The organism is Desulfobacter sp., from assembly GCA_028768545.1.
Lineage (GTDB): Bacteria > Desulfobacterota > Desulfobacteria > Desulfobacterales > Desulfobacteraceae > Desulfobacter.
The window spans coordinates 2,976,427-3,003,293 of the sequence record CP054838.1 but is presented as its reverse complement, the minus strand read 5'-3'; the positions used below and the strand labels follow the sequence as shown (position 1 = coordinate 3,003,293).

Sequence of the window (26,867 nt, the reverse complement as noted above, 5' to 3'; positions counted from 1 at the left end):
TTAGGCTCCAATCTTATCCTTCTCTTCCTGTTCCGGTTTGTTGATCCAGGCTGCTTCTGGTAAAGCTGGTGGCCGAGGGATTTTCCCCTTAAAGCGTATTGGGTTTTTAATAAACGCCTCTTTCAAAGTTCTACAGCGAGACCCATAAATCTCTTTAGCAATGCCATAATGAAACTGTTCCGGGGTTACCAGGCCAATACCAGAATGGTAATGCTCTTTGTTGTAATATCTAAAAAAATCCTGGCAAAAGGTTCTTGCATCCTCAATCGAACCAAAATGATTTGGAAATTTTGGACAATATTTCAATGTTTTAAATTGAGCTTCAGAGTAAGGGTTATCATTGCTGACGTGCGGTCTGCTGTGGGTTTTGGTTACCCCTAAATCGACAAGAAGCTGGGCAACCCCTTTGGATTTCATACTGGCTCCCCGATCTGCATGAAGTCCAAGCTGACCGGGTAATATATTTTGGTTTTCACAGGACTTCTCAATAAGCCTTTTGGCCAATGCTGTTTGTTCCCTATGGGCGACCATCCAGCCGACAACATACCTGCTGAAAATATCCATGATTACATACAGATAGAAATAAGTCCATTTTGTGACGCTTTTCAACTTGGTAATATCCCAGGACCAGACCTGATTCGGTCCGGTTGCCAGCAATTCAGTTTTTTTATATTTCGGGCGATTTACCTGCCGTCTTCGTTCCGGCACAGAACCATGTTCTTTGTGAAGAAGCCGATACATCGTTCTGATGGAGCAATAGTATTTTCCTTTATCAAGAAGAGAGGCATAGACCTGGTATGGGGCCTGGTCTCAATACGTGTCCGAGTGAAGTGCGGTTACCCCCGATTTTAGGACCACTTGCTTAAGTGGAATCCGCGTCCTGAAAATGGTAAGAAAGGACGCATGAAAATGACACGTAAAAGAAGACAATTTTCGGCAAAATTTAAAGTCAAAGTGGCGGTCGAAGCCATCAAGGGAATGAAGACCTTAGCCGAGCTATCAACGGCCTATAAGGTTCATCCAAATCAAATATCGGTTTGGAAGAAACAACTGCTCACCAATGCCCTAGAGCTTTTCCCATCAGGGAAAAAACGGCGGCCAAAGACCGAGGAAGAAATCACTGCCCCACTTTACGAGGAGATCGGGCGACTGAAAATGGACATCAAGTGGTTCTGTTGCAAAAAATTATTAATGTCTGATACAAGTCCGTTTTGGCACTAATTTATTTGCAGAGAGATAGTATGAAAAATGAAAACCCTTTCAAGTGGCGTCATTATGAAAAAGAAATCATCCTGTTGAATGTTCGCTGGTATCTGAGATATCAACTGAGTTACAGGAATCTGGAAGAGATGATGCAAGAACGGGGCTTGTCTGTGGATCACAGTACCATTTACCGATGGGTTCAGCGCTATGCTCCTGAAATGGAAAAGCGAAGCAGGAAGTATCTGCGGCAATCAAATGATTCTTACCGTATTGATGAAACATATATCAAGGTGCGGGGGAAAATGAAGTATCTTTACCGAGCGGTCGATTCCCGTGGAAATACCATCGATTTTCTTCTTCGCAGCAGACGTAATATGGAATCTGCCAAACGATTTTTTAAAAAGATGCTGCGAGCTTCCAATAGCTCCAGACCTCGGGTTCTGAGTGTTGACGGAAATCCTGCATATCCTCCGGCAGTAAAGGCTTTGAAAGAAAAAAAGCTTCTGAATAAGGACTGTATCCTAAGACAGAATAAATATCTGAACAATATTATTGAGCAAGACCACCGGTTTATCAAAAAGCTTGTCAGAGCTGGTATGGGGTTCAAGACATTTCATTCTGCCTGGCGGACGCTAAAAGGCTATGAAATTATGAACATGATCAGAAAAGGACAAGTTAAAAATATCAGGAAGGGAGAAATTTTAAAGCAGAAAGAATTCGTCGAAAATCTGTTTTCTTATGCTGCGTAAATTTTACGCCTGAACGATCTCTTTGTCCTGGAAATATTTTTTGCAACAGAACCTTCAATAGCACCGCTGCCAATAGGTAAGTTCAACGCTTTTACAGTTGAGAAATTAAGCCTCAGTTCATTGCGCACAAAATAATCCCGTTCCGTCTTGATAGCCTTACTGTTTCTGCCTCTACAAAGCTTCTGGACGGCCTGTACCACCTCAATCGCCTTTCCCTTCAGCAGAAGACCTCGCTGCTTCGATACCCAGCGTTTGCGTTCCTTGGATGACCAGGTCTTCCTTAAGCCTGCTACTGTACCCAGATGCTCAACTGCATGGTAGAAATCGAGAAGTTCATACACACGCTCAGGAGCCAAACCCAATGCTTTTAGCAGTCCGGGGATTCGATTCCAAATCCAATGTGCCCCATCTGCAACAAACAGTATTTTGTCTGAGTTCTGAATATGAAGGGAGTTCAAATAACCCTTTAACAAGTGGAATACACCATCCGGTCCATTGAAACAGCCATCAATAAATGGTGAAAAGCTTTTTTCTTGTTTTCTATGGGCGTCCACTACATAAATGATCAAAAGCTTGGGTTCTCGCCATGCCCCACGAAATCGGGTTCTATCCTTTTGGGTTTTTGGTCCCCTTTTCTTCTCTCTGAGCCGAGTGCGGCCACCATCAGTGCTGATAACGACTCGCCGCCCTTCAAGTAAATCTCCATCATTTAATGGGATTCGGCCCGCTTGTTGTTCGGCTCGAGCCCGCTCTGCGTACCGATAGGTCAGTTTACGGATGACCTTTATACCCAACGTCATCCCACGGTCACAAAGCACTTGACGGACTTCTTCAAAAGAACTTAATAAGGCTGACCAAGAACTCACCATAGAAGCCAAAGCAGGCGAGCAGCGATCATGGATTCCAAGAAGGATTAAGCCAGCGTATGCACCTTTATATCTTTTTCCTTTTCGGCGGTCACAGGACCTTCGATAGTATCGAACATGAATATCAACCGAACTATCTGTACAAAGCTGAATCCAAACGGTCTCAAGCCCTTCGCTTTTCATCCGTCCCGGCCAATTGGACATCAATTCTTTTTCTTGGTCGACCTGTTCAGAGGAATCTACTGAGGCCTGGATCTTTTTTTTAAAAAAAAGGCGCTTATCCGATTTGTATACTCAAGGATTTCCTGCTCCATCTGTTCTAATTCGTTAGCGTTACGAACCAAGCGATTTGGATCTTCTTCCAGTTCTTTGAGGCATGCAAGGACTTCATCAACAGTATTACAATCTTCAGCTTTCTTCATTAGCACAATCCATTTATGTTCATTTCAGCGTAACAGAGGATATCATTCTTTTTGCTCTAAAAGACAGGCCTTTTTAAAACCGGGAAAATGGGAATGCGCCCTCTCAAAAAGACAAGCGGTTGTTAGGCCTTTATGAACAAAAGGTCCGGGAATCAAAATGGATTTACCGTGATTTTTTAAAACCTTATATAGAATAATTTTTTATTTTTCAGGCACAGCCCATTTTAACTGAAATTCAATTTCTTCATTATTCCCTTCTCTTTCATGCTCTATATTAAAAACAGCATCCAAGGGAACCGAAATTCGCTCTCCTGAAACTTGTATCCTGAATCTTTTATTCTGCTCAATGGCATCAGCAAGTCGCCTTAATTTATCAACGAATTCTTTTTTGGAGTATTCTTTTTCCAGGTCTCGATCAGATTTGGGTTTCCGGTTTGCCATAAGCGCTCTCTGTTATTGAATAATAATTAAATTTCACCGCATTTTTATAGCACGATCATATCTTTACAATCATGGGATATCCAAATGGAAAAGGTTCACTGGCCAGGAAGACCAAGTATCGGCATTGCCCAAAAAAAGAAGAATCAAAAATTTACCCATCCGCCCCAAATCACGAATAAAAAGGCCTTGAGAAAAAGTCTGTTTTAAAACCCCCGGCTTTTTCGAATATGCTCATAGGCGTCCTGGATTTCAGCAAATTTGTCATTTGCAAATTTAATAAACTCTTCTGGCAGCCCTTTGGCTTCAATCTTGTCTGGATGGTATTCTCGAACCAGAGATCTATACTGCTTTTTAATCTCCTCATTGGATGAGTTTTCATCACACTTGAGCACGGCATAATAGGGATCACTCTTTTGAACATACCTGGATTTAAGCCTATGATAATCGGTTCTTGAATAGTTGAATATATGAACCGCAGACAAGAGCATCTCTTCTTCCTGGTCTGAAATGCTGCCGTCAGCCGCACAAACCCTGACCAGGACATCCACCATCAGCTCGATAATATTGGCCTGGTATTGAAACACCGAAAAAAACTGCCGGGCAAAGGCCTCAAAGGAATCCGGCGAGGAAACCGCCTGCCTGAATATATTTTTAGCCGTTGTCTGCCCTGCCATGTCCAGTTGAAGATCATGGGTCATGAAGCGTTCAATCACCTGGATCTCCTTTTCATGGATTCTCCCGTCGGCCTTTGAAATTTTTGCCAGCATGGAAAAGGCTGCTGTAAAAAAAATCAATTGCGCCTCCTCATTGGAGGAAAGGCCCGGATCTCTTCCCGGGATTGATTTTAAATATGCATCTTCTTTTTTATCCACAAAGGTGTGCCCGAAAGCAGCACCTGCCACAGCACCAATAGGTCCGCCCAAGGCAAATCCAATGGTTCCCCCGATCATTTTTCCAAGCCAGCTCATACCTGTCCCTAATCCTTTAATAAAGCCTTGTCACAAAGTTAAAGATTATATATAAACACTAATGCCTTTAGCGTCAAACTATTAAGGGGATTAACGTAGCCATGCTGTCAAAAAATATTTTCGGCACCATTATCCTGGTTCTCAATATTGCAGGCATCGGGTATGTTTTATATCTGGTCTTTCTGGGCCTGATAAACAAACTCTTTCCCAAAGAAGAGCCCCAAATAGAGCTTGTACTGCCTGTGGTTAAGAAAAAAAGACCCGTGGTTATTGATGAAAGCATTATTCCGGACGAGGATGACCTGCTCAAGGATATGGATTTGTCAGACCTGGATGATTTTGAATAATTGATTATGACTCAAAAAACTCTCAGTCTCTGTGTATTGACCGCCCTGATCCTCATGACGGGCTGCACCTCCAACAAGGGTCCTCAACCAATGGTTTATTCTCCCCCCTCTGCCAAAGAGGCCCCACGATCTTTTACCACAATGATGGAAGATTCATTGATACTGACCCGGATTAAAACCAAACTCTTTTCAGACGATCTGGTGGACGGCAAGGGAATCGATATCCTGGTCCGCCACGGGGTGGTCTATCTCACAGGCCAGGCCATGGACGACGCCCACCGGCGAATGGCAATGGATATTATCCGGACCGTTGAAGGGGTTGTAAGGATTGAAAACCAGCTGACCATAGGATCAGGGCACCACATTTGAAACAGCCCACACCATGGTCCAAAAAAAAATCAAAATCGAAATGCTTCAGGACGCTGAATTAAATTCCTTGCCCGTTGTGATCAACGCCTCTGAAACACAAATTTTACTTTCGGGCAATGTCCATTTCCAGGCACAAAAACAAAAAGCCGGGGCCATAGCACAAAAAAATGCCGGAGACCGCCAGGTCATCAATCAGATCAAGGTCGGAAATTAAACAAACCAACCTCGCACATGACAAATCAGGGTCAGGCGGATTTCTTATTCTGCCAGCGTTTCTTTTTCTTGACCTTTTCCTTGATCAGTGCGCACCAGGTTTCAATGGTTCCAGGACCCAGCAACTCTTCGACTTCCTTAAAAAAAGAGGGGTGGGCATCTGTTTGGTATTCATTTGCAAGCTTGATCATTACCGGCGGAAGCACATCGTCTATTTTGACTTTGATCAGGGAGATGCATTCACCCGGATACCGTTCAATCACAGGTTTAAGCCGGGATAAAATATCACTCTCATGCAAGGAGGCATCCACCTGAATCACAATCCCGGAGGTCCATTCCTTTTCAGCCTGTTCTATGGGAACGATTCTTTCACCGATGAGCTTGACCATGTTCTCTGTTTTTTGAACTTCAGCCTCCAGAATGACAATCTGCTCATCGGATAACAGGGTGTGGGTCTTGGCATAAAGGTTGGGAAAAACCACCACTTCAACCGAGGCGGTCTGGTCTTCAATGGCGCAAAAGGCCATCATATCCCCTTTTTTGGTCTTGTGTACCTTTAGGACCTTGAGAAATCCGCCAATGCGAACCATCCGTTCATTGGCCATATCCTGGAGGGTGATGGTATTCACGCTGGCATATTTTTTGATGATGTCCGTAAACTTATCCATGGGATGGCCGGTGATATAAAATCCCAGGGCCTCTTTTTCCAATTCCAAAAGGGCATTGTCCTCCCATTCATCCATCACGGGCATCTTTGGAACGGACAAGGGCAGGGCCAGCCCCATGCCTGAATCGGCAAAAAGATCCAGCTGGGCGTCTGCCTTTTCCCGCTGAATCCTGGATCCATGGTCCAGGGCATCCTCAAGCACGGCCATCATCTGGCTGCGCTTGTCCTTTGAACCGTCAAATGCCCCGCATTTGATCAGGGCTTCAAGGACTTTCTTGTTGGCCTTGGAGGTGTTCACCCGTTCACAGAAATCGTAAAGGCCTTCATAGGGCCCTTGGGTTTCGCGAATCTGGACAATGGCATCAATGGCGGCGTCCCCCACGCCCTTGACTGCAGCCATGCCAAACCGGATAGCGTCGTCGTCCACGGTAAAAAAGGCATCGCTCTGGTTCACATCCGGGGGCAGTACCTTGATCTCATGGTTCCTACATTCATCCATGTACTTGAGCACGGCATCTGAGTTGCTCCGCTCCGAGGTCATCAGGGCGGCAATGAACTCTAAGGGAAAATTAGCCTTGAGATAGGCGGTTTGATAAGCAATCAGGGCATAGGCAGCTGAATGGGATTTGTTAAATCCGTACCCCCCGAATTTTTCCATGAGGTCGAATATTTTTTCAGCCTTTTTAAGATCATGACCATTTTCCTTGGCCCCTTTCATAAAAAGGGCGCGGTGTTCTTCCATCATGGCGGCAATCTTTTTACCCATGGCTTTTCTAAGCCCGTCGGCATCGGCCATGGAATAGTTGGCCAGGACGCCTGCGATTTTCATCACCTGCTCCTGGTACAAAATTACCCCATAGGTTTCTTCGAGCACCTCTTCAAGCTCGTCAAAGATATAGTCCACCTCTTCACGGCCGTGCTTTCTTTCCACATAGGAATCGGCCATGCCTGAATCCAGAGGCCCCGGTCGGTAAAGCGCCACAAGGGCAACAATATCGGAAAAACTGGCCGGTTTAAGCCTTGAAATCAGCTCTTTCATGCCCGAGCTTTCAAGCTGAAACACCCCTGTGGTATCTGAACTCTGGAGAAGATCAAAGGTCTTTTTATCGCTGAAATCAAGATGAAGCAGGTCAGGCGGTGTTTTGCCCTGTTTTTCAATCAGGCCGATACAATTCTTGATCACGGTCAGGTTGCGCAACCCCAGAAAGTCAAATTTAACCAAGCCCTGTTTTTCCGTATAGGTCATGTCAAACTGGGTAATGGTCTCACCTTCCTTGCCACGGAACAAGGGAAGATATTCGTACAAAGGCTTGTCAGAAACCACTACGCCTGCGGCATGGGTGGAGGCGTGGCGGGGCAGACCCTCCAAAAGCATGGCAATTTCCAGCATCTGGGCTTTTTCAGGGGTTTCATTGCATTTGTCTCGGATACCAGGCACTTCTTCGATTGCCTTGGTCAAATTTTTGGACATATCCGGAATCATCTTGGCAATTTCATCCACTTCGGAAAGCAGAACGCCCAGGGCCCTGCCCACATCCCGGATCACGGCCTTGGCCTTGAGTCTACCAAAGGTAATGATCTGGCAGACATACTCGGGTCCGCCGTACCGGTCAATGGTATACTTGTATACCTGATCCCGGCCTTCAATGCAGAAATCCACATCAATATCCGGCATGGAAATACGTGCCGGGTTCAAAAACCGTTCAAAAATCAGCCCGTGTTCAATGGGGTCCAGGGCGGTAATCCCCATGGCATAGGCCACCATGGATCCGGCAGCAGAGCCTCGGCCCGGTCCCACAGGCACCCCGATTTCTTTAGAATGACTGATAAAATCAGCCACAATGAGAAAATAACCGGGAAACCCCATATCCAGGATAATGTCAATCTCATACTTGATCCGGTCCCGGTAGACCTGTTCGTCAATATCCGGGGTTTTTTCCTTGATTTTGGCCAGCCGCTCTTCAAATCCCTTCATGGCCAGGTCTTTGAACAGATCATCCTCAGAAACAGAATCATCCAGGGCATATCTTGGAAAATGATAGGTTTTTTTCCCGAATTCCACATTGCACCTGGAAACGATTTCCCGGGTATTGGCAATGGCATTGGGAAACTGCCCCAGAGTTGATTCCATTTCTTCTGCGGATTTAAAATAAAGTTGGTCTGAATCAAACCTGAACCGCTTGGGGTTGTCATAGGTGTCCCCGGTCTGGATACACAGCAGAATTTCGTGGGCCTTGGCATCCCCTTTGGACAAATAATGGCAGTCATTGGTGGCCACCATGGGGATGGAAAGGCGCTGGGAGATATCCAGCAGGCCCTGGTTCACCGTATGCTGGATATCCATCCCGTTTTCCTGAACTTCAAGAAAAAAATTATCCTCTCCCAGGGTCTTTTGATAAAATTCTGCCAGCTGGTCTGCTTTGTCCATGTCGTTGGCCAGGATGGCCTGGGGAATATCTCCTTTAAGACAGGCAGACAGCCCGATGATTCCTTCAGAATACTCGGCCAGAAGTTCCTTGTCTATTCTGGGTTTATAGTAAAACCCCTGGAGCTGGGCCACGGAGACCAGTTTGCACAGATTGGTATACCCGGTCCTGTTCTTGGCCAGAAGAACCAGATGCCTCAATCCCTTATGATCCATCTGGGTCCTGTCGTTAAGACTTCTGGGGGCCACATAGACCTCGCAGCCTAAAACCGGCTTGATCCCTGCCTTGGTTGCCTTTTCATAGAATTCAGCCACACCGAACATAGTGCCGTGGTCGGTCATGGACACGGCATCCATATGGTATTCATTTGCCCTTTTAATAAGGGAATCCAAGCGAATCGCCCCGTCCAGCAGGGAATACTCAGTGTGCAGATGCAGATGGTAAAATGGAGATCCCGGGGTTGTCATGGGTAATTAGTTGCTCTCCACTCTATAGTTGGGGGCTTCCTTGGTAATGACCACGTCATGGACATGGCTCTCTTTGAGCCCTGCGGCTGAAATTCTGATAAATTTTGCCTTTTGATGGAGTTCCTCAACAGTGGCAGCGCCAAGATATCCCATGCCGGCCTTGAGCCCGCCGATCATCTGGACAATATTTTCCCTGACCGTTCCCCTGTAGGGAATCCGGCCCACAATACCTTCGGGAACCAATTCCTCGTCAGCCCCGGTATCTTTCTGGTAGTAACGGTCTGAACTGCCCTTTTTCATGGCTTCCACAGATCCCATGCCGCGGTAGGCCTTGTAGGACCGGCCCTGGTAAATCACAATTTCTCCGGGGCTCTCCTTGGTGCCGGCAAGCAGACTGCCGAGCATGACCGAATTGGCACCGGCCCCCAGGGCCTTGGCAATATCACCTGAAAACTTTATCCCGCCGTCGGCAATAATGGGGACCCCTGTTTTCCTAGAGATGGCCGCACAGTTCTGGACCGCTGTCAGCTGGGGAACCCCGACCCCTGCCACAATACGGGTGGTGCAGATGGAGCCGGGACCGATACCGATTTTCACGGCATCAACGCCGGCATCAATCAGGGCTTTGGCACCGGATTCAGTGGCCACGTTGCCGGCTACAAGCTGACAGGAGGGAAAGGCCGCCTTGATCCGGCAGATGGCATCAATCACATTTTTGGAATGGCCGTGGGAGGTATCAATGACCAGGGCATCCGCCCCTGCAGATAGAAGAGATTCCACCCGCTCCATCATGTCCGAGCCCACCCCGATGGCAGCACCGGCCCGAAGTCTTCCAAATGAATCCTTACAGGCATTGGGGTATTTTCTGATTTTTTCAATATCCTTGATGGTAATCAAGCCTTTGAGCTTGCCCTGGGGATCCACCACCAGCAGTTTTTCAATCCTATGTTTATGGAGCATGATCTTGGACTCTTCAAGACTGCATTTTTCAGGGACGGTCACCAGGTTTTCGCTGGTCATAACTTCCCGGGCCGATCTTTGAAGCTCGGTCTCAAACCGTAAATCCCGGTTGGTAACGATACCCACAAGCTTGTCTTCCTCGACCACGGGAATACCTGAAATCCGGTATTTGGCCATGATGGCAAGCACCTCTGAAATGGTGGCATCCGGATGTACGGTCACAGGATCCACAATCATCCCGCTTTCACTCTTTTTAACCCGGTCCACCTCAATGCACTGCTCTTCAATACTCAGGTTGCGGTGGATAAATCCCATGCCGCCGGCCCGGGCCATGCTGATGGTGACAAGGGCCTCGGTCACCGTATCCATGGCCGCACTGACAATGGGAATGTTTAATTCAAGTTCCCGGGTCAGCCGTGTACGGGTGGTGACTTCGTCGGGAAGAATGGCTGAATAATCAGGCACCAAAAGGACATCATCAAAGGATAGCCCCTGTTCGGGTAATATATTGGACATAAATAGCCTCCAGAAAGGAAAAAATGTTTATTAATACTATTAAGGCCGGGCATTTAAAGGGAACTTAAATGGCCAGCCAAATTTAAAATCAAGATTTAGTATATAAACACGTACTCTTACCAAAATAAGCCAATTTTTACAAGGTCATTATCCAGGCAATGCCATAAAAATTTTCCCCTTTACAACTTGGGGTCAAGGATTTCAAGGATCACGGGAATGGCCGGCGGCATTTTGTCTGAATCAGGGAGGATGTTTTTAAGCATGGTCAGATGGTTGCCCTGAACCTGGGTTAAAGGAATAGAATCAAGCCTGGCTGAATCTAAGGTCACAAGACCGTCTCCTATGGTATGATTGATTTTGACCAGGGCCTTTTCAAACCCTGTTATCCGGGCTTGGCCCTTGTCCGGCCCATTTACTTTTAAATGGCCCATAAAGGCGTGGATATCATGGTCTGACCAGGGAGAAATCACTCCGGCAATGATATGGAGATCTGAATTTAAAGGATGTGGACGGCTGTTGAGGATTGTTAAAAAATCACTGCCGGGTATGAGGTCAATGCCTGCGGCACCGGTTCCGTCCAAAAGACCTTGAAGCCAGTGGCCATCTTTTTCAAATAAATTCTGGACCTGGTCCCGGATCTCCATGAAAAACCGGAAACGGGCAAGTTCAGACCCATGGTTGGGCGTGCCCACCAGAATCAGATTTTTGACCCTGGGCAGCCGACCTTTTTCTGATTCAAAAAAATAGTCAATTTCCGGGTGGGTCAGCATTTCCCTGGACACAAGTCCACCCATGCTATGGGCAATAACATGAATCATTTTTTGGTCCTTGAATGGATATTTTTTAAGGCAGTCAAAAAAAAACCTGGCCGAGGCTGCCACATTCTGATCATTGGGATAGCTCATGAACAAAACCCCATACCCCTTTTCATCCAGAACAGGGGCAAGGTTGCTCCATATCCGGCCCGGCTCGTCCAGGCCGTGGACAAGAATGACAATGGGCCCTTTTCCCATTAAATGAGACCCTTTTTCATAGGGACGAAGCCCGTACAATTGACTTGCCTGTTCATTGGCCTCCCAAAAAACAGATTTTACCCGGTCATAAACATAATTTCGGGCCTGCCATTCCTTTTGGATAAAAAAAGGGCGTGCCAGCTGATATAAAACCACAAGCGCAAAGATCAGCATTGTCCATTTAAACCATCTTTTTTTTTGCATGATAAAAGGTAGATCCTCTGGGTTAATGATCAATTTTAACATAAAAAGATATCTGCCTAAGGCTTTACCTCCATAGCAGATAAATATCAATTGTTTCATCCAAAAATATCTGGTATAGCACCGGTAAAGCTGATCCAAGATCTTAATTATTCAAAGGAAAACCGCAATGACGATCATTACCATTGATGAGACCCTGTGTAAAAAAGACGGAATCTGTGCTGCTGAATGTCCCATGGCCATTATTCAGTGGAAAAAGGATAAATTTCCCGTGGCTGCGGACAATGCCGCGGCCCTGTGCATCAACTGCGGCCATTGCGTTGCCGTCTGCCCCCATGGCGCACTCACCCATGAAAATCTTAAGCCCCAGGACTGCCTGACAAAGGATAAGGCCTTTAACCTTTCCCCTGCCCAGACCGAACAATTTATACGGTCAAGACGCTCCATTCGAAATTTCAAACAAACTCCTGTGGACAAACAAACCCTGGATCAGATCATCCGGCTGGCATCCTTTGCCCCGTCAGGCCATAATACCCAGCCTGTGCACTGGAAAATCCTTAATGGTCGGGATATTGTCAAAGAACATACCGCCATGGTCATAGAGTGGATGAAGCTGACCTGCAAGGAAAACCCAAAAATTGCCAAAGCCCTTCATCTGGACATGCTGGTTGCGGCATGGAAATTCAAAATGGATGTGGTCACCAGAAATGCCCCGACCCTGATCCTTGCCCAGGGCGAGCAAAACAACCCCATGGCCCCCCAGGCCTGTACCATTGCCATGACCTACCTGGATCTTGTGGCCCAGTCCTTTGATGTCGGTACCTGCTGGTGCGGATATTTCTTAAGGGCAGCCTCGGTGTATGAACCCCTTGCCCAAAAACTGGGCAAAGACCTGGGATTTAAAACCTATGGGGTGATGATGGCAGGTTACCCCAAATTTAAATACCACCGCATGCCCAATCGGAATGACCCGAAAATCACCTGGATAGAATAAGATGGCGCCCCTGACCCTGATTGCCGCACCCAACGCGTTCAAAGGCAGCTTGACACCCGACCGGGCGGCCCTTGCCATGGCAGAGGGCATAAACAAAATCCATGCGGATATCAAAATCATCAAAATACCGGTATCAGACGGGGGGGACGACCTTATTCCGGCCATGGCCGGCCAGATGATCTCAACCCGTGTGAACGATCCAAGGCAGCGGCCAATTCAGGCTGATTTTCTATTCAATGAGAAAAAACAAACCGCGGTTATTGAAATGGCCCTGGCCTCAGGCCTTGCTCTTTTGCCCCCTGCCCTTCAGGATCCTTTGGCTGCAACCACCTTGGGTACAGGAGAACTCATCCGTGCGGCTTTGGACAAAGGGGCAAAAAAAATCGTTCTGGGTATTGGGGGATCTGCCACCTGCGACGGCGGCATGGGCGCGGCAATGGCCCTGGGATATCAGTTTTTTGATACACAGGGCGCCATCCTCCCCCCTGTTGGAGCCTCCATGATCAAGGTGGCCAAAATTGACCGGACCGATCTGGATTCAAGAATCCATTCAGTTCAAATTTTGACGGCCTGTGATGTAAAAAATCCTTTGACTGGCCCCATGGGGGCAGCCAGGATATTCGGACCCCAGAAAGGCGCCTCAAAAGCCCAGGTTGAATCGCTGGACAAGGGACTTGAACACCTTGGCCAAATCATTTCCAAAGATCTGGGCATTGATATTTTTTCACTTAAAGGCGCCGGCGCGGCAGGGGGGCTTGGCGGGGGAATCAAGGCTTTTTTCAACGGAGATCTTGTTCCCGGTATTGATTTGGTTCTTGATCTGGTTGAATTTAAACAACACCTGAAAAAAGCCGATCTTGTTCTCACGGCCGAAGGTCAAATGGATGAACAGACCCGGTTTAACAAGGCCCCGGCAGGTGTGGCAAGACAGGCGCTTGCCCAGGGGGTTCCCTGTATTGCGCTTTGCGGGGGCATGGGAGACCAGATAAATGAACTTCACGATTTGGGAATAGATGCTGTATTTTCCATCTGCAACCGCCCCCTTTCCCTTGACCGGGCAAAAACAAATGCATTTGAACTTTTAAGCCGTGCCACTCAGCAGGCAGTTCGGGCCTTTTTGGCTGGAAGGAAATCCATATGACAGACAAAAAAATCGGAATTGTTACCGGCGGCGGAGATTGCCCCGGCCTTAATGCGGTTATCCGGGCCATTGTAAAGGCGGGAAATTTAAACGGGTATAAAAGCATCGGCATTCATGGGGGCCTTGACGGCCTGCTCACCCCGGTCCAGGCGCACCCCCTGACAGTTAAAGACATGGACGGGCTGCTGATCCGGGGGGGCACCATCCTGGGAACAGCCAATTCCGGACGGTTTTCAGCCAAGGCAGGGGATGGGCAGGAGCGAAAAGTGCCCCAAGCCACTCTGAACCAGGCCCAAAAAAACTTTGAAAAATTAGGACTTTGTGCCCTTGTGGTCATTGGCGGCGACGGCAGTCTGAGCACGGCACAGCAGATGTTTGACATGGGCTTTCCTGTGGTCGGTGTGCCCAAAACCATTGACAATGACCTGGATGCCACGGCCCAGACCTTTGGGTTTGACACTGCCGTGGCCTGTGCGGTTGATGCCTTGGACAGACTGCACAGCACGGCCCAGAGCCACGACAGGGTCATGGTGCTCGAGGTCATGAGCAGGTATGCGGGTTGGATCGCCGCCTATGCCGGCCTTGCCGGAGGGGCGGATATCATCCTCATTCCGGAAATTGAATTTGAATTCAAGGCCATTGAAAAAAAAATCCAGGAACGAGAACGCCTTGTCAAACATTTCACCATCGTGATTGTGGCAGAAGGGGCAAAGCTGGAAAAAAAACGTGTAGCCGCCCACGAGGGCAGTCAGGAACGAGAGATCCGGCTTGGGGGGATCGGCCATGCCGTGGCATCACGGATAGAAACCCTGACAAAAAAAGAAAGCCGGTGCGTGGTCCTCGGCCATCTCCAGCGGGGAGGCGCCCCCACACAATGGGACAGACAATTGTGCACCCGGTTTGGTGTCAGAGCCGTTCACATGGTGACCCAAAACCAATTTGGAAAAATGGTCTCCCTTAGGCCCAACGGAATGATGGGGACGGTTCCTTTAAAGGAAGCGGTCAATAAAATCCGCTGCGTCGACCCTGAAGGCGAATTGGTCATGACGGCCAGGGCCCTGGGTATCAGTTTCGGAGACGTCCAATAGAACAAGAAATCGTCAGTTCTGACGGGTCTGGATCCCAAATCTTTTTGATTTTATGAACCAGCCGTTTTGATCTTGCAAACCAACCGTTTTGATCTTGCGAACCAGGGCTTGATCTTTTATTAATTCACCACCCAAAGGGCTGCTTCTGAGAACCGGTTGATCACCTGCCTGGATACAGATCCCATAAAAAAAGCGCGGTCAATACCGGTTCGGCCAATGACAATGGTATCATATCCATGGGGTTGGGCGTAGTTGACCAGGGATTTACCCAGCCGTCTCTCCCCTTTTATGGATTCAAAGCCGATCTGATCTTCTGACAGCCCCATATTCATCAGCTTTTTTTTTGCCAGGGGGTAAAACCGATCAATACAGGCCCTGTCCCCTTTTTCCACTATTTCTTATTTCTACTAACTCCGGATCAGGAGAGATATTCAAATCAATTTCACAATAGTTCTGAGCCGTATTGGTGATATGAACAAGGGTCAACTCAATATCTGGGTTTTTGGAAACCATGAACCCCACATGGTCGATGGCTCTTAAGGCAGATTCAGATCCATCCACTGCCACCATGATTTTACAAGAGGACGGAACACCGTCAACCATCCACACCGGCAAAACCTGGGATCGCTCTAGTACAGAAGAAGAGACGCTGGAGGCAAAGATCTTGTGAATGCCTGAAATCCGTCGTCGCCCAATCAGAATGGCATCAAACAGATTCTCATGGGCAAATTCGATGATATCCTGGGCCACGCCCAGTTGCCGGACCTGGGTTTTTAACTCGATCCTTGACTCATCAACTCCAAGCTCAAGCATCTGCCCCTTAAATTTTTCAAGAATGGCCTGGGCCGCAGCCTTGTTTTTGGCCTTGAGTTTATTTAACTTTGCCCGGACATGCAGGTCTTTTTTGGCCTCATCTTCCAAATAAAGTGAAATCATGGGCTGGACATGAAAAAGAACAAAGTATAAATTATTGACAAAGGAAGTGGCGTGTACCCCGTATTTTAACGCATGCAGGGTTCTTCTGCAATCAGCCACCGGAATGAGTACTTTTTTCTCCATGGCAATTCTCCAAAATTTTTCTACCTTTAAACTGAAATAAGATTGAACAATCAATGTATTGGATTCAATTCGATGAATAGTCCTGGTTAATTTTTAGAAGATTGCCGGCAAAAAGTCTATTAAAAAGTAAGGGTTAATTCCCTTCCCAGCTTAATTGCACATACAACAAAGATAGAGGCTTTAAACCCCTGTATTGACAGGGTGGAATTTTACCTATACTGTGCCTTTGGACATTTTGTGATCCAAAATATTGAATTAAAAACGCCTAAAACCTTAACCTACGGGCAGATCATGCTATTAAAAGTAAATCCGTATAACCCCCAGGAAAGACAGATCCTCAGGGTGGTTGATATTCTGAAAAAAGGCGGGATTGTTGCCTATCCCACGGATACCTTTTACGGTATCGGATGCGATATCATGAATAAAAAGGCCATTGAAAAAATTTATGCCATCAAACAGCGGAACAAGACCAAACCTTTCAGCTTTATCTGCCCGGATCTAAAAGACATTTCCACCTATGCCAAGGTTTCAAACCTGGCCTACCGGAACATGAAACGGCTACTGCCCGGGCCCTATACCTTTGTGCTGCCCGGATCTAAAATGGTGCCCAAAATCATGCTCACCAAGAGAAGAACAGCCGGCATCAGGGTACCGGACAATAAAACCGCTCTGATCCTGGCAAAGGAACTGGGCAACCCAATTATCTCAACATCAGCCACCGATCCGGATGGAAAAGTGTTTGAGAATCCCTCTTTGCTCCATGATTACTTTGGTAAACGGCTGGACGCGGTTATTGACGGGGGCTTAGTGCCGGGTGCCCCCTCTTCGGTGGTCTCTTTAGTGGATGACATACCTGAAATTATCAGATATGGCGCCGGAAATGTTGATATCTTTGAATAAGGTCTCGGCAAGCTTCCTGATAAAGGTCATCTTATCCTCTTTGGGATAAACGGGAATCAATTTTCCGTCTATCCCGGCCAGGTCACCTGCCCATTGCACTGCATCATCCAAATTGCCCAACCGGTCCACAAGTTTCAGGGTCAGGGCTTTCTGGCCCGTATAAATCCGTCCGTCCGCCAGTTTGGCCATGTCAGCCGCCTTCATATTTCTGGCCACCGCTGCATCTGAAACAAATTGGGAATGGAGTTCATCCACCAATTGTTGAAGCAATACTTTTTCAGCCTCTTTTAGTTCCCTGAGAGGGGATCCCATGTCCTTGAATTCCCCGCTTTTGATCACCACAGGGGAGATCCCGATTTTTTTAGCAATTTCCATGAGATTGGCATATTCCATGATCACCCCGATGCTTCCTGTGATCGTGCCGGGATTGGCCACAATACCCTGGGCGGCAGCGGCAATATAATACCCGCCCGAAGCTGCCACTGACCCCATGGAGGCCACCACCTTTTTATGATCCCGGGTTTTAATCAATTCCCTGTAAATTTCCTGGGAAGGCCCGATACCGCCGCCAGGGCTGTCTATCCTTAAAATGATGGCCTTGATCTGATCATCTTCACGAAACGCTTTGATTTGATCAACAATGGTTTTGGATGACATAATCGGCCCCACAACCTCCACAATACCGATATTCCCCTCGGTATTTCCCAGAGGATCTCCCATACCGGAACTCATCACAGTGGTCCCGATCATCATCAGGCAGACCAGCCCTAAAAAACCCAAGGTCATACAACCGCACACAATGGATAAAAAAAATAAAAACGGATGGCGTCGTGAAAACATAAGGCTAAAATTTCCTATATACACGGATGATTAAAAAAAAAGGGGCCGGATAAACCCATTCGGATTTATCCGGCCCTACAAAAGCATTGACAAGATGCAATCTATATCAAGAAGGCATTTTATTCGTCTTTTGTATTATCTGCTTCTTCCTGGGCCTTATCCGCCTCAAGTTTTTCCTGAATATTATTTCTCAGGATCTCTCCGAATGCAGATGCCGAAGGCTTGGTGTTCTTGGCAAATTCTTCAAGATACTTGTCATCATCATCGTCTTCAAGACGTTTGATAGACAGCCCGATCCGTCTTTCATCGGAATTGATATTCATCACCTTTGCAGTGATGGAGTCACCAATCTGATAATGTTCTTTGGGGCTCTTGATGTTTTCTTTGCTGATCTCAGATACGTGAACCAGGCCTTCAATGCCTTCTTCAAGCTCTACGAACACACCAAAGTCGGTAAGGTTGGTGATTTCACCGGAAATTTCCTTGCCCACTTCATACCGTTCTGCAACGGTTTCCCAGGGATCTGCCTGGGTCTGTTTGATACCCAGAGAAAATCTTTCGTTGCCCTTGTCAATGTCAAGTACAACCGCCTGGATGGTATCGTTTTTCTTGTAGACTTCAGAAGGATGCTTGATCCGTTTGGTCCAAGAAATATCGGAAATATGAACCAGACCGTCAATGTCATAGTCAATACCGATGAACAGGCCAAATTCAGTAATATTTTTAATTTTACCCTCGATAATGGTGCCCACAGGGTATTTTTGGGAAATAACTTCCCAAGGGTTGTCAACGGTCTGTTTGATGCCCAGGGAAATCCGTCTGTTGTCCGGTTTAAGATCCAGAACCACAGCTTCCACCTGCTCACCCACCGCAACCATCTGGGATGGATGACGGATCTTGCGGGTCCAGGACATTTCAGACACATGGATCAGGCCTTCAACGCCCTCTTCCAGTTCAATAAAGGCACCGTAATCTGTCAGACTGACCACACGGCCTTCAACCTTGGAATTGATGGGATATTTATCAACCGCTGTAGTCCAGGGGTCAGGCGTCAACTGTTTCATGCCCAGAGACACCCTTTCCTTTTCAAAGTCAAAGGAAAGAATTTTTACGGTGATATTATCCCCTACAGAAAAAAGTTCTGATGGATGTTTGACCCGGCCCCAGGAAATATCGGTGATATGCAGAAGACCGTCTACACCGCCAAGGTCGACAAATACACCGTATTCGGTGATATTCTTGACAATACCGTCCATGACCTTATCATTTTCAATGGCTGCCAGGGTTGTGGCGCGCATGGTTTCTCTTTCCGCTTCAAGCAGCACCCGTCTTGACAGGACAATATTGTTTCTTTTCTTGTTGTACTTGAGGATCTTGAATTCATAGGTCTGGTTAACCATCTCATCCATATTACGGATGGGCCGCAAATCAGCCTGGGAACCGGGAAGAAAGGCCTGCAGTCCGATATCAACGGAAAAACCGCCTTTAACCCGACTGGTAATAACCCCTTCAATGGTGCCGTCATCATCATAGACAACCTTAATGGCATCCCATACCTTGACCTTTTTGGCCTTGTCCCGGGAGAGAAGAACGGTTTCCTCTTCCTCATCCCAGACTTCAATCATTACCTCAAACTCGTCGTTGACGTTGACATTTACATTGCTGTCTTCGTCAATGAATTCCTGAATAGAGATCTGCCCTTCAGATTTGTAACCCACATCCACAAGGACCATTTCCCTGCCGACGGAAATCACGGTTCCGGTGACCACTTGTCCCTCTTCAAATTTGCTCAGGCTGGACTCGTAAATGCCCAGAAGCTCTTCCATGGTTTCTTCGCCGGTGAGTTCAATTTCAGGCTCGGTCACGGCGTCCTGCGTCTCTAATTCTTCAGTATTCATGTTTTGATTTTCGTTTTCTTCAGCAATGTCGTTCATTAATATTATTCCCCCTAATCGAATTTTGTTACTCACCTGTCACAAAAAAAACTGTAAAGATGAGTACAATTTACCTGTATACCAATTGAGTAAAGGAAAATCAAGCAGATAATGAGATTCTCTAAGCTTTTTCAATCACAGAACATATTTTTTCAACCACCTGATCAATGGTCATGTGGGTGGAATCCACACAAACGGCATCTGCCGCCGGTTTAAGGGGGCACGCCTTGCGGCTGGCATCATCATTATCCCGTTTGGCCATGTCCGACTTGATTTGGCTCATATTTTTTTCAGGTCCGTCCATTTCATCGTGCCGCCGCAGGGCCCGGACCCCAAGATCGGCAGAGAGAAAAAATTTAAACCGGGCCTCGGGAAAAACAGCGGTTCCCATGTCTCGGCCTTCAAACACGGCATCCCTTGTGGCGGAAATCTGCTTTTGAATTCCCAGCAATGCCCTGCGGACCTTGGGCAGTGCCGAGGTGGCAGAGGCCAGCATTGAAATTTTCGGTGTTCTGATAAACGGGGTAATGTCTCTGCCCGAAGAGGTCAGCACAAGTGCTTGATCTTCCATGGCAAGGGTAAGATCCAGGCGGTCTAAAAATATATCAAGGGCAGCCGGATTTTCCCAGTCTATCTTTTGCCTGTCAATCTCATAGGCCACGGCTCTGTACAATGCCCCGGTATCCACATAAACACATCCCAATACCTTGGCCAGCCGTTTGGAGACCGTTGTTTTACCCGCCCCTGCAGGACCGTCTATGGTGACAATTCTATAATTCATCTTTTATCCTTTGATCACCTCGGTTAAGGCCTTGATAAACATTTGATTCTCTTCAAAGGTTCCGGCATTTACCCGCAGAAAGGTATCAAAACCATAGGATGCCATGGATCTGACAATCACTCCTTTGCCCAGCATTTTTTCAAACACCGCTTGGGTATTGGTTTTCAAATCCACCATTAAAAAATTGGACTGGGTGGGCAGCACGAAAAACCCCATCTTTTCCAAATTCCGGGTTAAAAAATCAATGCCTTCGTGGGTCCCTTGTATGCTTTTTTCAAGAAAGACATCGTCATCGATGGCCGCTTCTGCAGCCACCTGTGCCATGGCATTCACATTAAAGGGCTGCCGGATCCGGTTTAAAATTTCTGCCACAAAGGGGTCCATCACGCCGTATCCAATGCGAAACCCTGCCAGTCCATAGGCTTTGGAAAAGGTTCGCAAGGTCACAATCCGCGGATCTGCCAAAGGATTTTCCAAAGAGTTATACACCATAGGATCCCTGACAAACTCAATATAGGCCTCATCCACCACAATAAGGACATCCGAGGGCACCTGGTCGGCAAAGTCTGCAAATTCTTCTCTTGTCAAGGTGGCACCTGTGGGATTAAAGGGATTGGTGATAAAGACCATTTTGGTTTTATCCGTAATGGCAGACACCAGCCCCTCAAGGTTGGTGGTAAAATCCTCAAGATCCACCATAACAGGGACCCCTTTTGCCGTCTTAACGGAGATCTCATACATGAGAAAGGAAGGCAGCGGCATCAGGGCCTCATCCCCTGGATTTAAAAAGCCATGGGCCAGCAGGGCAATGATGTCATCGGACCCGTTTCCGAGCACGATATTCTCAGGCATAACCTTGAACCGGTCTGCCAATTTTTGACAAAGCCCGTGGGCCACAGGTTCAGGATATCGGTTCATGGCAGATAGTTGTGCCCCAACCGCCTCGGTTACCTTGGGTGAAAAACCAAAGGGATTTTCATTGGATGCAAGCTTGACCGCATGGGTGATCCCGTATTCCCGCTCCAACTCTTTAAGGGGTTTTCCTGCCTCATAAGGCTTGATGGTTTTTACAGGCGCACTGATCTCAAATTTCATGGCAGTCTTTCTCCTAGGGTTATGATAAAACACTATTACTTAGTTAGGATTTGAATTTTTGTCAATACCTATGATAGGAAGGGAAGGTGTCCCAAAATTTACAAGAAACTTAACAAGGAAGTTCATTATGCCAAGGGTGTGCACAGGACTTGACCGCCTGAACCAAAAAAATCCAGAGTGTTTGAAAAACCGCAGGCTCGGCCTTCTGGCAAATCCCGCCTCTTTGGACCGCCATTTTATCCATGCCAAAACACGTATCAACCAGCTTTTCCCAGGCCAGCTCAAGGCGCTGTTTTCCCCCCAGCATGGTTTTTTTGCAGAAAAACAAGACAATATGATCGAATCAAAACATGGGCGGGATCCTGGGCTTGACATTCCCATTTACAGTCTGTACAGCGAAACCCGGATTCCCAGCCCTGAAATGTTTGATGACATTGACACCCTTGTCATTGATATCCAGGACGTGGGCACCCGGGTCTATACCTTTATATATACCATCTCCTATTGTCTTGAGGTGGCAGCCCGGCTCAAAAAATCCGTGGTGGTCCTTGACCGGCCAAATCCCATTGGCGGACTTGAGGTGGAAGGGAATGTGCTGGAAAAAGACTCTGCCTCTTTTGTGGGACGGTTTCCCATCCCCATGCGCCACGGTATGACCGTCGGGGAGATATCACTCTACTTTAACCAGACCCAGGCCATGGGCTGTGATTTGACCATCATCCCCATGACAGGGTGGCAGCGCCGCATGTATTGGCCGGACACACACCTGCCCTGGATTGCCCCCTCCCCCAACCTGCCCACGCCCTTTTCAGCCATGGTTTACCCCGGTCAGGTCATTTTGGAGGGGACCAATATCTCAGAAGCCCGGGGAACCACCCAGCCCTTTGAACAATTCGGCGCCCCCTACCTGGATGCACCTGCCCTGCTCAAAGAGATCGGACAATCCTTTCCTGGCATTTTTTTAAGGCCGGTCTGTTTTGAACCCACATCAGGCAAATGGGCCCATCAGGTCTGCCAGGGGTTTTTCATCCATGTGACCCGGCCTGAGGTATACAAACCCTATATCTGCTCTTTAACCCTTGTCCAGAAAATCATCAAAGCCTATCCTGAAAAATTCGAATTTAAACCGCCCCCCTATGAATACGAGTATGAAAGACTTCCCATGGATCTGATCCTGGGCAGTTGTTCGTTGAGACAGGCCCTGACAAACCAGGCCTGTCTGAGGGATTTAGAGGCGGGCTGGCAAGAGGAACTCCATCATTTTAAAGAAGAATCAAAATTATTTTATCTTTATGACTAAACCTGAAAATACAGATCAATTCACGGATATTCAGTGGATAAGAATGAGCTTTAAGGGCAATAAGGTATGGGTGGCCCATGATTCAAAAAACAGCCTTCTTTTGAAAAAAGACAGAGCATTGATCAAGTATAATCTAAACCAGGATTATGACTATTGGGTACATGAAAACGCGCTTAAACCTGAAGACCAGGCCGTGCCGGCCGGCCAGAAAAAGAAAAAGGAACAAACCCTCTCCCCTGAACAAGATCCTGATGTGCGACATTGCATCCGTATCTATACAGACGGGGCATCATCCGGAAATCCGGGGCCTTCGGGCATCGGGGTGCTGCTCGTCTATAAAGACAATAGAAAAGAAATCTCAGAGTGTATCGGGACGGCTACCAACAATATCGCAGAGCTTGCTGCCATCCGCAGAGCCTTGTCCTGCCTTAAACGGAAAGATCTGCCAATTCGAATTTACACGGATTCTGCCTATGCCGTTGGCTTGCTGACTCAAAAATGGCACCCACGGGCAAACCAGGGTCTTGCCAATGAAATCAAGGCCATGCTCAGCACATTTGATGACATTGCCCTGATCAAAGTCAAGGGCCACGCCGGGATCAAGGAGAATGAAGTGGCGGATTTTCTGGCCACCTCGGCCAAAAAAAAAGGGCCGTCATAAAACGACCCCTCTTTGTATACTAACTATCGAACCTTATTTTTCTTTTTTCAGTTCGCTCAACTCTTTTTCAAGTTCTTCAATTTTTGATTTGTCATCTTCAACAGGCGCGTCAACACCGGCGTCATTTTTCCAGGAATCTTTTAACTCGTCAAATCCAAGGTAAAGGGCAAGACCGCCGCCCAGCAATAGGACAGGGGGAAGACATCCTGCCAGAAGGGATAAAAACTCACCAAACCAGACCGCCAGACCAACAACACCGAGAAGAACTGCGATAGCTCCGCCAATTAACGTTTTCATAAAATATCCTCCTTAAATTTACCATCTTAATTATCGAATAAGTGACTTATACCTTAAATCAAGAAATGCATGTGTCAATAGATGAAGAAAAATAGCACAGGGTCCTAATTTTATCAAGGCGTTTTTAAGGCAGCCTGCCCATGGGAAAACACCCTTTTATTTCAAGAGGTTAACCTTGTTTTTTTCAGCCATCTTTCCCGGGTTATAAAAAATTATCATATTGCCATCCCCCCCAAGCTTTGGTATTGAAATAGTCCTTAAGCATCTTATGGTCTTAAGGATACACTTTAAAGGAATATCTCAATGAGCCTTGTGCAACCCATAAAAAAACTGGCGACCCAGATCAGAAGTAAAATACGTCAATCCATTGACTGCCTGCTCAACGGCACCCATGAATACTACACAAGCTTTTACCCTGGAAACCAAAGCTATGTCATAAAAAAAATCATCACCCATCTGGTTAAAAAAATCCCTTTAGACGACCACAACCTGGATAAAATCAAAGGAATTGACCCAGAAAATATTGTTGTTTTTGCCTGTAAAAACAAACGTATTTTTGACTTTTTATTTTTCCACACCCGGCTTAAATCCATGGCACTGCCCTATCCGGAACTGGGGTTTGATCTAAGATTTTTCTTTCTTCTCCCGGTAAAACGGGTCTGCCGGATCCTTTTGGCCCATCTGGATTATTTTTTCCATCATTTTCAAATCCAGGATATCTATACCTCGGGCTTTGCCCAGAAAACGCTTGTGAATCAAAAGGCCGGGTTTGTCAGCCTGATCGAAGAAGACGATTTTTATAACCGCTTTATAAAGGCCACGCCTGATCCCCTATACCAACTCATAGAACTGCAAAAACAAATTGACCGCTCCGTTGTCATTGTTCCCGAAGACATCGTTTATATCACCAAACCCATGCACAAGGACCCGGGTCTGGCTGACATTATTTTTGGCACCCATGAAAAGCCGGGCCTTATCAAACGGATTTTTACCCTGATCCGAACCCCAGACAAAATGCGGGTGGAGGTGGCAAGGCCGGTGGATCTTAAAGAATTCATCAACCGCCCTGAGATCGAACGTCTGGATGCGGAATTCCAGACCCACAGACTGAGAAGCTATCTTGTGGATATACTCAACCGCCAGCGAAAATCCATTACAGGACCTGTGCTTAAATCCCGCCAGGAAATTACCGAGGACATACTCACCCGCAAATCCCTTCGGGAATTTCTAGCAGAACATGCAGCCAAAACCAATACGCCCCTTCGCCGTGTCAATAAAAAGGCTGCAGCCTATATCAACGAAATTGCAGCCAATTATAATTTAAGGGTGATCAACTTTCTCAACTGGATCCTGACATGGGTATTTCACAATATCTTTGAAGGCTTGTCCGTTAACCAGGATGAAATCAACCGGATGCGTGAAAAATACACCCAGGCCCCCCTGATCCTCATCCCCTGCCATAAGAGCCATTTGGATTACCTGCTCTTGCCCTATGTCATGTTTAAAAACAATATGCCCTGCCCCCATATTGCCGCGGGCAAAAATCTGTCTTTCTGGCCCTTGGGACCCATATTCCGAGGCGGGGGCGCTTTTTTCCTGAGACGGACCTTTAAGGGAGCAGAGCTTTATACTAGAATCTTTGCCGCCTACCTTGAAAAACTTTTATACGAAGGATTTAATATAAAAATCTATATTGAAGGGGGCAGAAGCCGGACCGGAAAATTGTTAAGCCCCAGACCCGGCGGACTTGCCATGATCATCAAGGCCTATCTTAACGGGACCTGTGATGATCTTTACTTTGTTCCCATCTATGTAGGCTATGACAGGGTATTGGAGGAAGATGCCTATTTAAAAGAGATTGAAGGCGGCCAAAAAAGCCCTGAAACCCTAAAAGGACTTTTGAACACCCGAAAATTTCTCAAGAAAAAATATGGAAAAGTATATCTCAAATTTGATGAGCCCCTTTCCATGAACGGATATCTCAAAGAAAAAAACATTAACCTAAAGCGGGCAACCCAGACCGAATACATGGACTTTGTCAAGGGATTCGGCTACAAGATGATCAATGCCATTAACGAGAATACCGTGGCCACCCCCCACGGCATTATTGCCTCGGCCATCCTCAATTGCTCGAAAAACACCTTTACCCAGAAACAGATGCTTGAGCGGGTCAACACCTATATGAACCTGCTGACCTTTAACAATGCCTATTTGTCAGACACCCTGATCATGGATCAGGACAATGCCTTTGATTCGGTGATCCAAAATTTTCTGTCCAGAAACTTTATTGAACTGGCCGACGAGGATGAAGAGGAAATCACGGATATCACCGCCCTGATTGTCAAACATAATAAAAGAGCCATCCTGGACTACTATAAGAACTCGGTGATCTGCTTTTTTGTTCCTGCGGCCTATACTGCGGTGGCCATTCTTGAAACAGACCAGTTTAAATTTGTTCTTTCAGACCTGGTGCTTCGGTATAAATTCTTGTTAAAAATGTTTACGGACGAGTTTTCATTTGACGAGGAAATCACGGCAGAAGAAAAAATTTCCCTGGTGGTCAAAGGATTTATCAATGAAGGGATCCTGGTGCCCGACCCTGACATGGCAGACCAGCTGAACCTGACCTCGGAAGGCCTTAGAAAACTCAAATGGTTTGCTGCCTTTTTGATTCCCTTTTTAGAATCCTATAAAACCTGTCTGCTTTTCCTGGAAAAGAAAAAAACAGACAAGTACGATGTCAAAGAAAGGGCCAAAAAAATACTCTCGTTTGGCGGCAAATTATACAAGCGAAACCAGGTGGTGAGAAAAGAATCCATTTCCCTGATCAATTACCGGAATGCAGCCAATTATTTTGCCAGAAACAATATTAACGGGTCAGGAGACCAGATCCAAATTGATGAGTACAAAACGATCATTGACCGGCTGTCCCGCCTGATTGCAGGTTGA

Annotated in this window: 27 protein-coding genes; 12 read left to right on the top strand and 15 right to left on the bottom strand. The window is 46.9% G+C overall.

Features of this window, described 5'->3' with window-relative positions:
* The gene (locus HUN05_14595) at positions 1-750 is read right to left on the bottom strand and encodes a transposase (GenBank protein WDP88076.1); all 750 of its coding nucleotides are present in this window, start codon (positions 748-750) and stop codon (positions 1-3) included.
* A gap of 159 nt (positions 751-909) precedes the next feature.
* Between HUN05_14595 and HUN05_14590 the strand changes: the two genes are divergently transcribed.
* Together HUN05_14590 and HUN05_14585 are read left to right on the top strand one after the other, a co-directional pair.
* Positions 910-1,221 carry a transposase gene (locus tag HUN05_14590; GenBank protein ID WDP86205.1) on the top strand — a complete coding sequence of 104 codons (312 nt, stop codon included), beginning with the start codon at positions 910-912 and terminating at the stop codon, positions 1,219-1,221.
* 20 nt (positions 1,222-1,241) lie between these two features.
* Positions 1,242-1,952 carry an IS6 family transposase gene (locus HUN05_14585; protein ID WDP86204.1) on the top strand — a complete coding sequence of 237 codons (711 nt, stop codon included), beginning with the start codon at positions 1,242-1,244 and terminating at the stop codon, positions 1,950-1,952.
* On the opposite strand, the gene HUN05_14580 is transcribed toward HUN05_14585, so the two are convergent.
* The 4 genes from HUN05_14580 to djlA form a co-directional block, all read right to left on the bottom strand.
* Positions 1,940-3,001 (bottom strand): hypothetical protein, encoded by a 1,062-nt coding sequence (locus HUN05_14580; GenBank protein ID WDP86203.1) that lies wholly within the window; start codon positions 2,999-3,001, stop codon positions 1,940-1,942. The genes HUN05_14585 and HUN05_14580 overlap by 13 nt on opposite strands.
* Positions 3,002-3,057: 56 nt before the next feature.
* Complete coding sequence (locus tag HUN05_14575) at positions 3,058-3,240, bottom strand: hypothetical protein (GenBank protein WDP86202.1); 183 nt, start codon at positions 3,238-3,240, stop codon at positions 3,058-3,060.
* 201 nt (positions 3,241-3,441) lie between these two features.
* Positions 3,442-3,681, bottom strand: a complete 240-nt coding sequence (locus HUN05_14570) for an amphi-Trp domain-containing protein (GenBank protein ID WDP86201.1) — start codon at positions 3,679-3,681, stop codon at positions 3,442-3,444.
* Positions 3,682-3,884: 203 nt separating this feature from the next.
* Entirely contained in the window at positions 3,885-4,649 is a 765-nt protein-coding gene (gene djlA / locus HUN05_14565; GenBank protein ID WDP86200.1) for a co-chaperone DjlA, read from the bottom strand.
* Between the two features lie 101 nt (positions 4,650-4,750).
* Here djlA and HUN05_14560 point away from each other — a divergent pair, with 101 nt between their 5' ends.
* The 3 genes from HUN05_14560 to HUN05_14550 are packed head-to-tail and all read left to right on the top strand — an operon-like array spanning position 4,751 to position 5,579.
* Complete coding sequence (locus HUN05_14560; GenBank protein ID WDP86199.1) at positions 4,751-4,996, top strand: hypothetical protein; 246 nt, start codon at positions 4,751-4,753, stop codon at positions 4,994-4,996.
* A 6-nt stretch (positions 4,997-5,002) separates the two neighbouring features.
* Positions 5,003-5,365 (top strand): BON domain-containing protein, encoded by a 363-nt coding sequence (locus HUN05_14555; protein WDP86198.1) that lies wholly within the window; start codon positions 5,003-5,005, stop codon positions 5,363-5,365.
* Positions 5,366-5,378: 13 nt separating this feature from the next.
* Positions 5,379-5,579 carry a BON domain-containing protein gene (locus tag HUN05_14550; protein ID WDP86197.1) on the top strand — a complete coding sequence of 67 codons (201 nt, stop codon included), beginning with the start codon at positions 5,379-5,381 and terminating at the stop codon, positions 5,577-5,579.
* Positions 5,580-5,610: 31 nt separating this feature from the next.
* Here HUN05_14550 and dnaE read toward each other — a convergent pair whose 3' ends face one another.
* The 3 genes from dnaE to HUN05_14535 form a co-directional block, all read right to left on the bottom strand.
* Entirely contained in the window at positions 5,611-9,138 is a 3,528-nt protein-coding gene (dnaE, locus tag HUN05_14545) for a DNA polymerase III subunit alpha (protein ID WDP86196.1), read from the bottom strand.
* Between the two features lie 6 nt (positions 9,139-9,144).
* Positions 9,145-10,614, bottom strand: coding sequence for an IMP dehydrogenase (gene guaB / locus HUN05_14540; GenBank protein WDP86195.1), 1,470 nt, complete (start codon positions 10,612-10,614; stop codon positions 9,145-9,147).
* A gap of 179 nt (positions 10,615-10,793) precedes the next feature.
* A complete protein-coding gene (locus HUN05_14535; protein WDP86194.1) occupies positions 10,794-11,831 on the bottom strand; it encodes an acetyltransferase in 1,038 nt (345 codons plus the stop codon).
* Positions 11,832-11,997: 166 nt separating this feature from the next.
* Between HUN05_14535 and HUN05_14530 the strand changes: the two genes are divergently transcribed.
* The 3 genes from HUN05_14530 to HUN05_14520 are packed head-to-tail and all read left to right on the top strand — an operon-like array spanning position 11,998 to position 15,051.
* On the top strand, positions 11,998-12,822 hold the full coding sequence (locus tag HUN05_14530; GenBank protein ID WDP86193.1) for a nitroreductase family protein: 825 nt from the start codon (positions 11,998-12,000) through the stop codon (positions 12,820-12,822).
* A 1-nt stretch (position 12,823) separates the two neighbouring features.
* Positions 12,824-13,963 (top strand): glycerate kinase, encoded by a 1,140-nt coding sequence (locus HUN05_14525; protein ID WDP86192.1) that lies wholly within the window; start codon positions 12,824-12,826, stop codon positions 13,961-13,963.
* A complete protein-coding gene (locus HUN05_14520; protein WDP86191.1) occupies positions 13,960-15,051 on the top strand; it encodes an ATP-dependent 6-phosphofructokinase in 1,092 nt (363 codons plus the stop codon). The genes HUN05_14525 and HUN05_14520 overlap by 4 nt, the downstream gene beginning before the upstream one ends.
* Before the next feature lie 119 nt (positions 15,052-15,170).
* On the opposite strand, the gene HUN05_14515 is transcribed toward HUN05_14520, so the two are convergent.
* Together HUN05_14515 and HUN05_14510 are read right to left on the bottom strand one after the other, a co-directional pair.
* The gene (locus HUN05_14515; GenBank protein WDP86190.1) at positions 15,171-15,443 is read right to left on the bottom strand and encodes a universal stress protein; all 273 of its coding nucleotides are present in this window, start codon (positions 15,441-15,443) and stop codon (positions 15,171-15,173) included.
* Positions 15,415-16,110, bottom strand: coding sequence for a universal stress protein (locus tag HUN05_14510; protein WDP86189.1), 696 nt, complete (start codon positions 16,108-16,110; stop codon positions 15,415-15,417). The genes HUN05_14515 and HUN05_14510 overlap by 29 nt, the downstream gene beginning before the upstream one ends.
* 291 nt (positions 16,111-16,401) lie before the next feature.
* On the opposite strand from HUN05_14510, the gene HUN05_14505 reads away from it, so the two are divergent.
* Positions 16,402-17,010 carry a threonylcarbamoyl-AMP synthase gene (locus tag HUN05_14505; protein WDP88075.1) on the top strand — a complete coding sequence of 203 codons (609 nt, stop codon included), beginning with the start codon at positions 16,402-16,404 and terminating at the stop codon, positions 17,008-17,010.
* Here HUN05_14505 and sppA read toward each other — a convergent pair.
* The 4 genes from sppA to HUN05_14485 form a co-directional block, all read right to left on the bottom strand.
* Positions 16,948-17,850: a signal peptide peptidase SppA gene (gene sppA / locus HUN05_14500; protein ID WDP86188.1), complete on the bottom strand. Its 903-nt coding sequence runs from the start codon at positions 17,848-17,850 to the stop codon at positions 16,948-16,950. The two genes, HUN05_14505 and sppA, sit on opposite strands and share 63 nt — an antisense overlap.
* A gap of 119 nt (positions 17,851-17,969) precedes the next feature.
* Positions 17,970-19,784, bottom strand: coding sequence for a 30S ribosomal protein S1 (locus tag HUN05_14495; GenBank protein ID WDP86187.1), 1,815 nt, complete (start codon positions 19,782-19,784; stop codon positions 17,970-17,972).
* Between the two features lie 121 nt (positions 19,785-19,905).
* Positions 19,906-20,565, bottom strand: a complete 660-nt coding sequence (locus HUN05_14490; GenBank protein WDP86186.1) for a (d)CMP kinase — start codon at positions 20,563-20,565, stop codon at positions 19,906-19,908.
* A 3-nt stretch (positions 20,566-20,568) separates the two neighbouring features.
* Entirely contained in the window at positions 20,569-21,660 is a 1,092-nt protein-coding gene (locus tag HUN05_14485) for a histidinol-phosphate transaminase (GenBank protein ID WDP86185.1), read from the bottom strand.
* Between the two features lie 127 nt (positions 21,661-21,787).
* On the opposite strand from HUN05_14485, the gene HUN05_14480 reads away from it, so the two are divergent.
* Positions 21,788-22,960 (top strand): DUF1343 domain-containing protein, encoded by a 1,173-nt coding sequence (locus HUN05_14480; GenBank protein WDP86184.1) that lies wholly within the window; start codon positions 21,788-21,790, stop codon positions 22,958-22,960.
* Positions 22,961-23,003: 43 nt separating this feature from the next.
* On the top strand, positions 23,004-23,621 hold the full coding sequence (locus HUN05_14475; GenBank protein ID WDP86183.1) for a ribonuclease HI: 618 nt from the start codon (positions 23,004-23,006) through the stop codon (positions 23,619-23,621).
* A gap of 33 nt (positions 23,622-23,654) precedes the next feature.
* On the opposite strand, the gene HUN05_14470 is transcribed toward HUN05_14475, so the two are convergent.
* Positions 23,655-23,918, bottom strand: coding sequence for a hypothetical protein (locus HUN05_14470; protein WDP86182.1), 264 nt, complete (start codon positions 23,916-23,918; stop codon positions 23,655-23,657).
* Between the two features lie 303 nt (positions 23,919-24,221).
* Here HUN05_14470 and HUN05_14465 point away from each other — a divergent pair, with 303 nt between their 5' ends.
* Positions 24,222-26,867: a 1-acyl-sn-glycerol-3-phosphate acyltransferase gene (locus tag HUN05_14465; protein ID WDP86181.1), complete on the top strand. Its 2,646-nt coding sequence runs from the start codon at positions 24,222-24,224 to the stop codon at positions 26,865-26,867.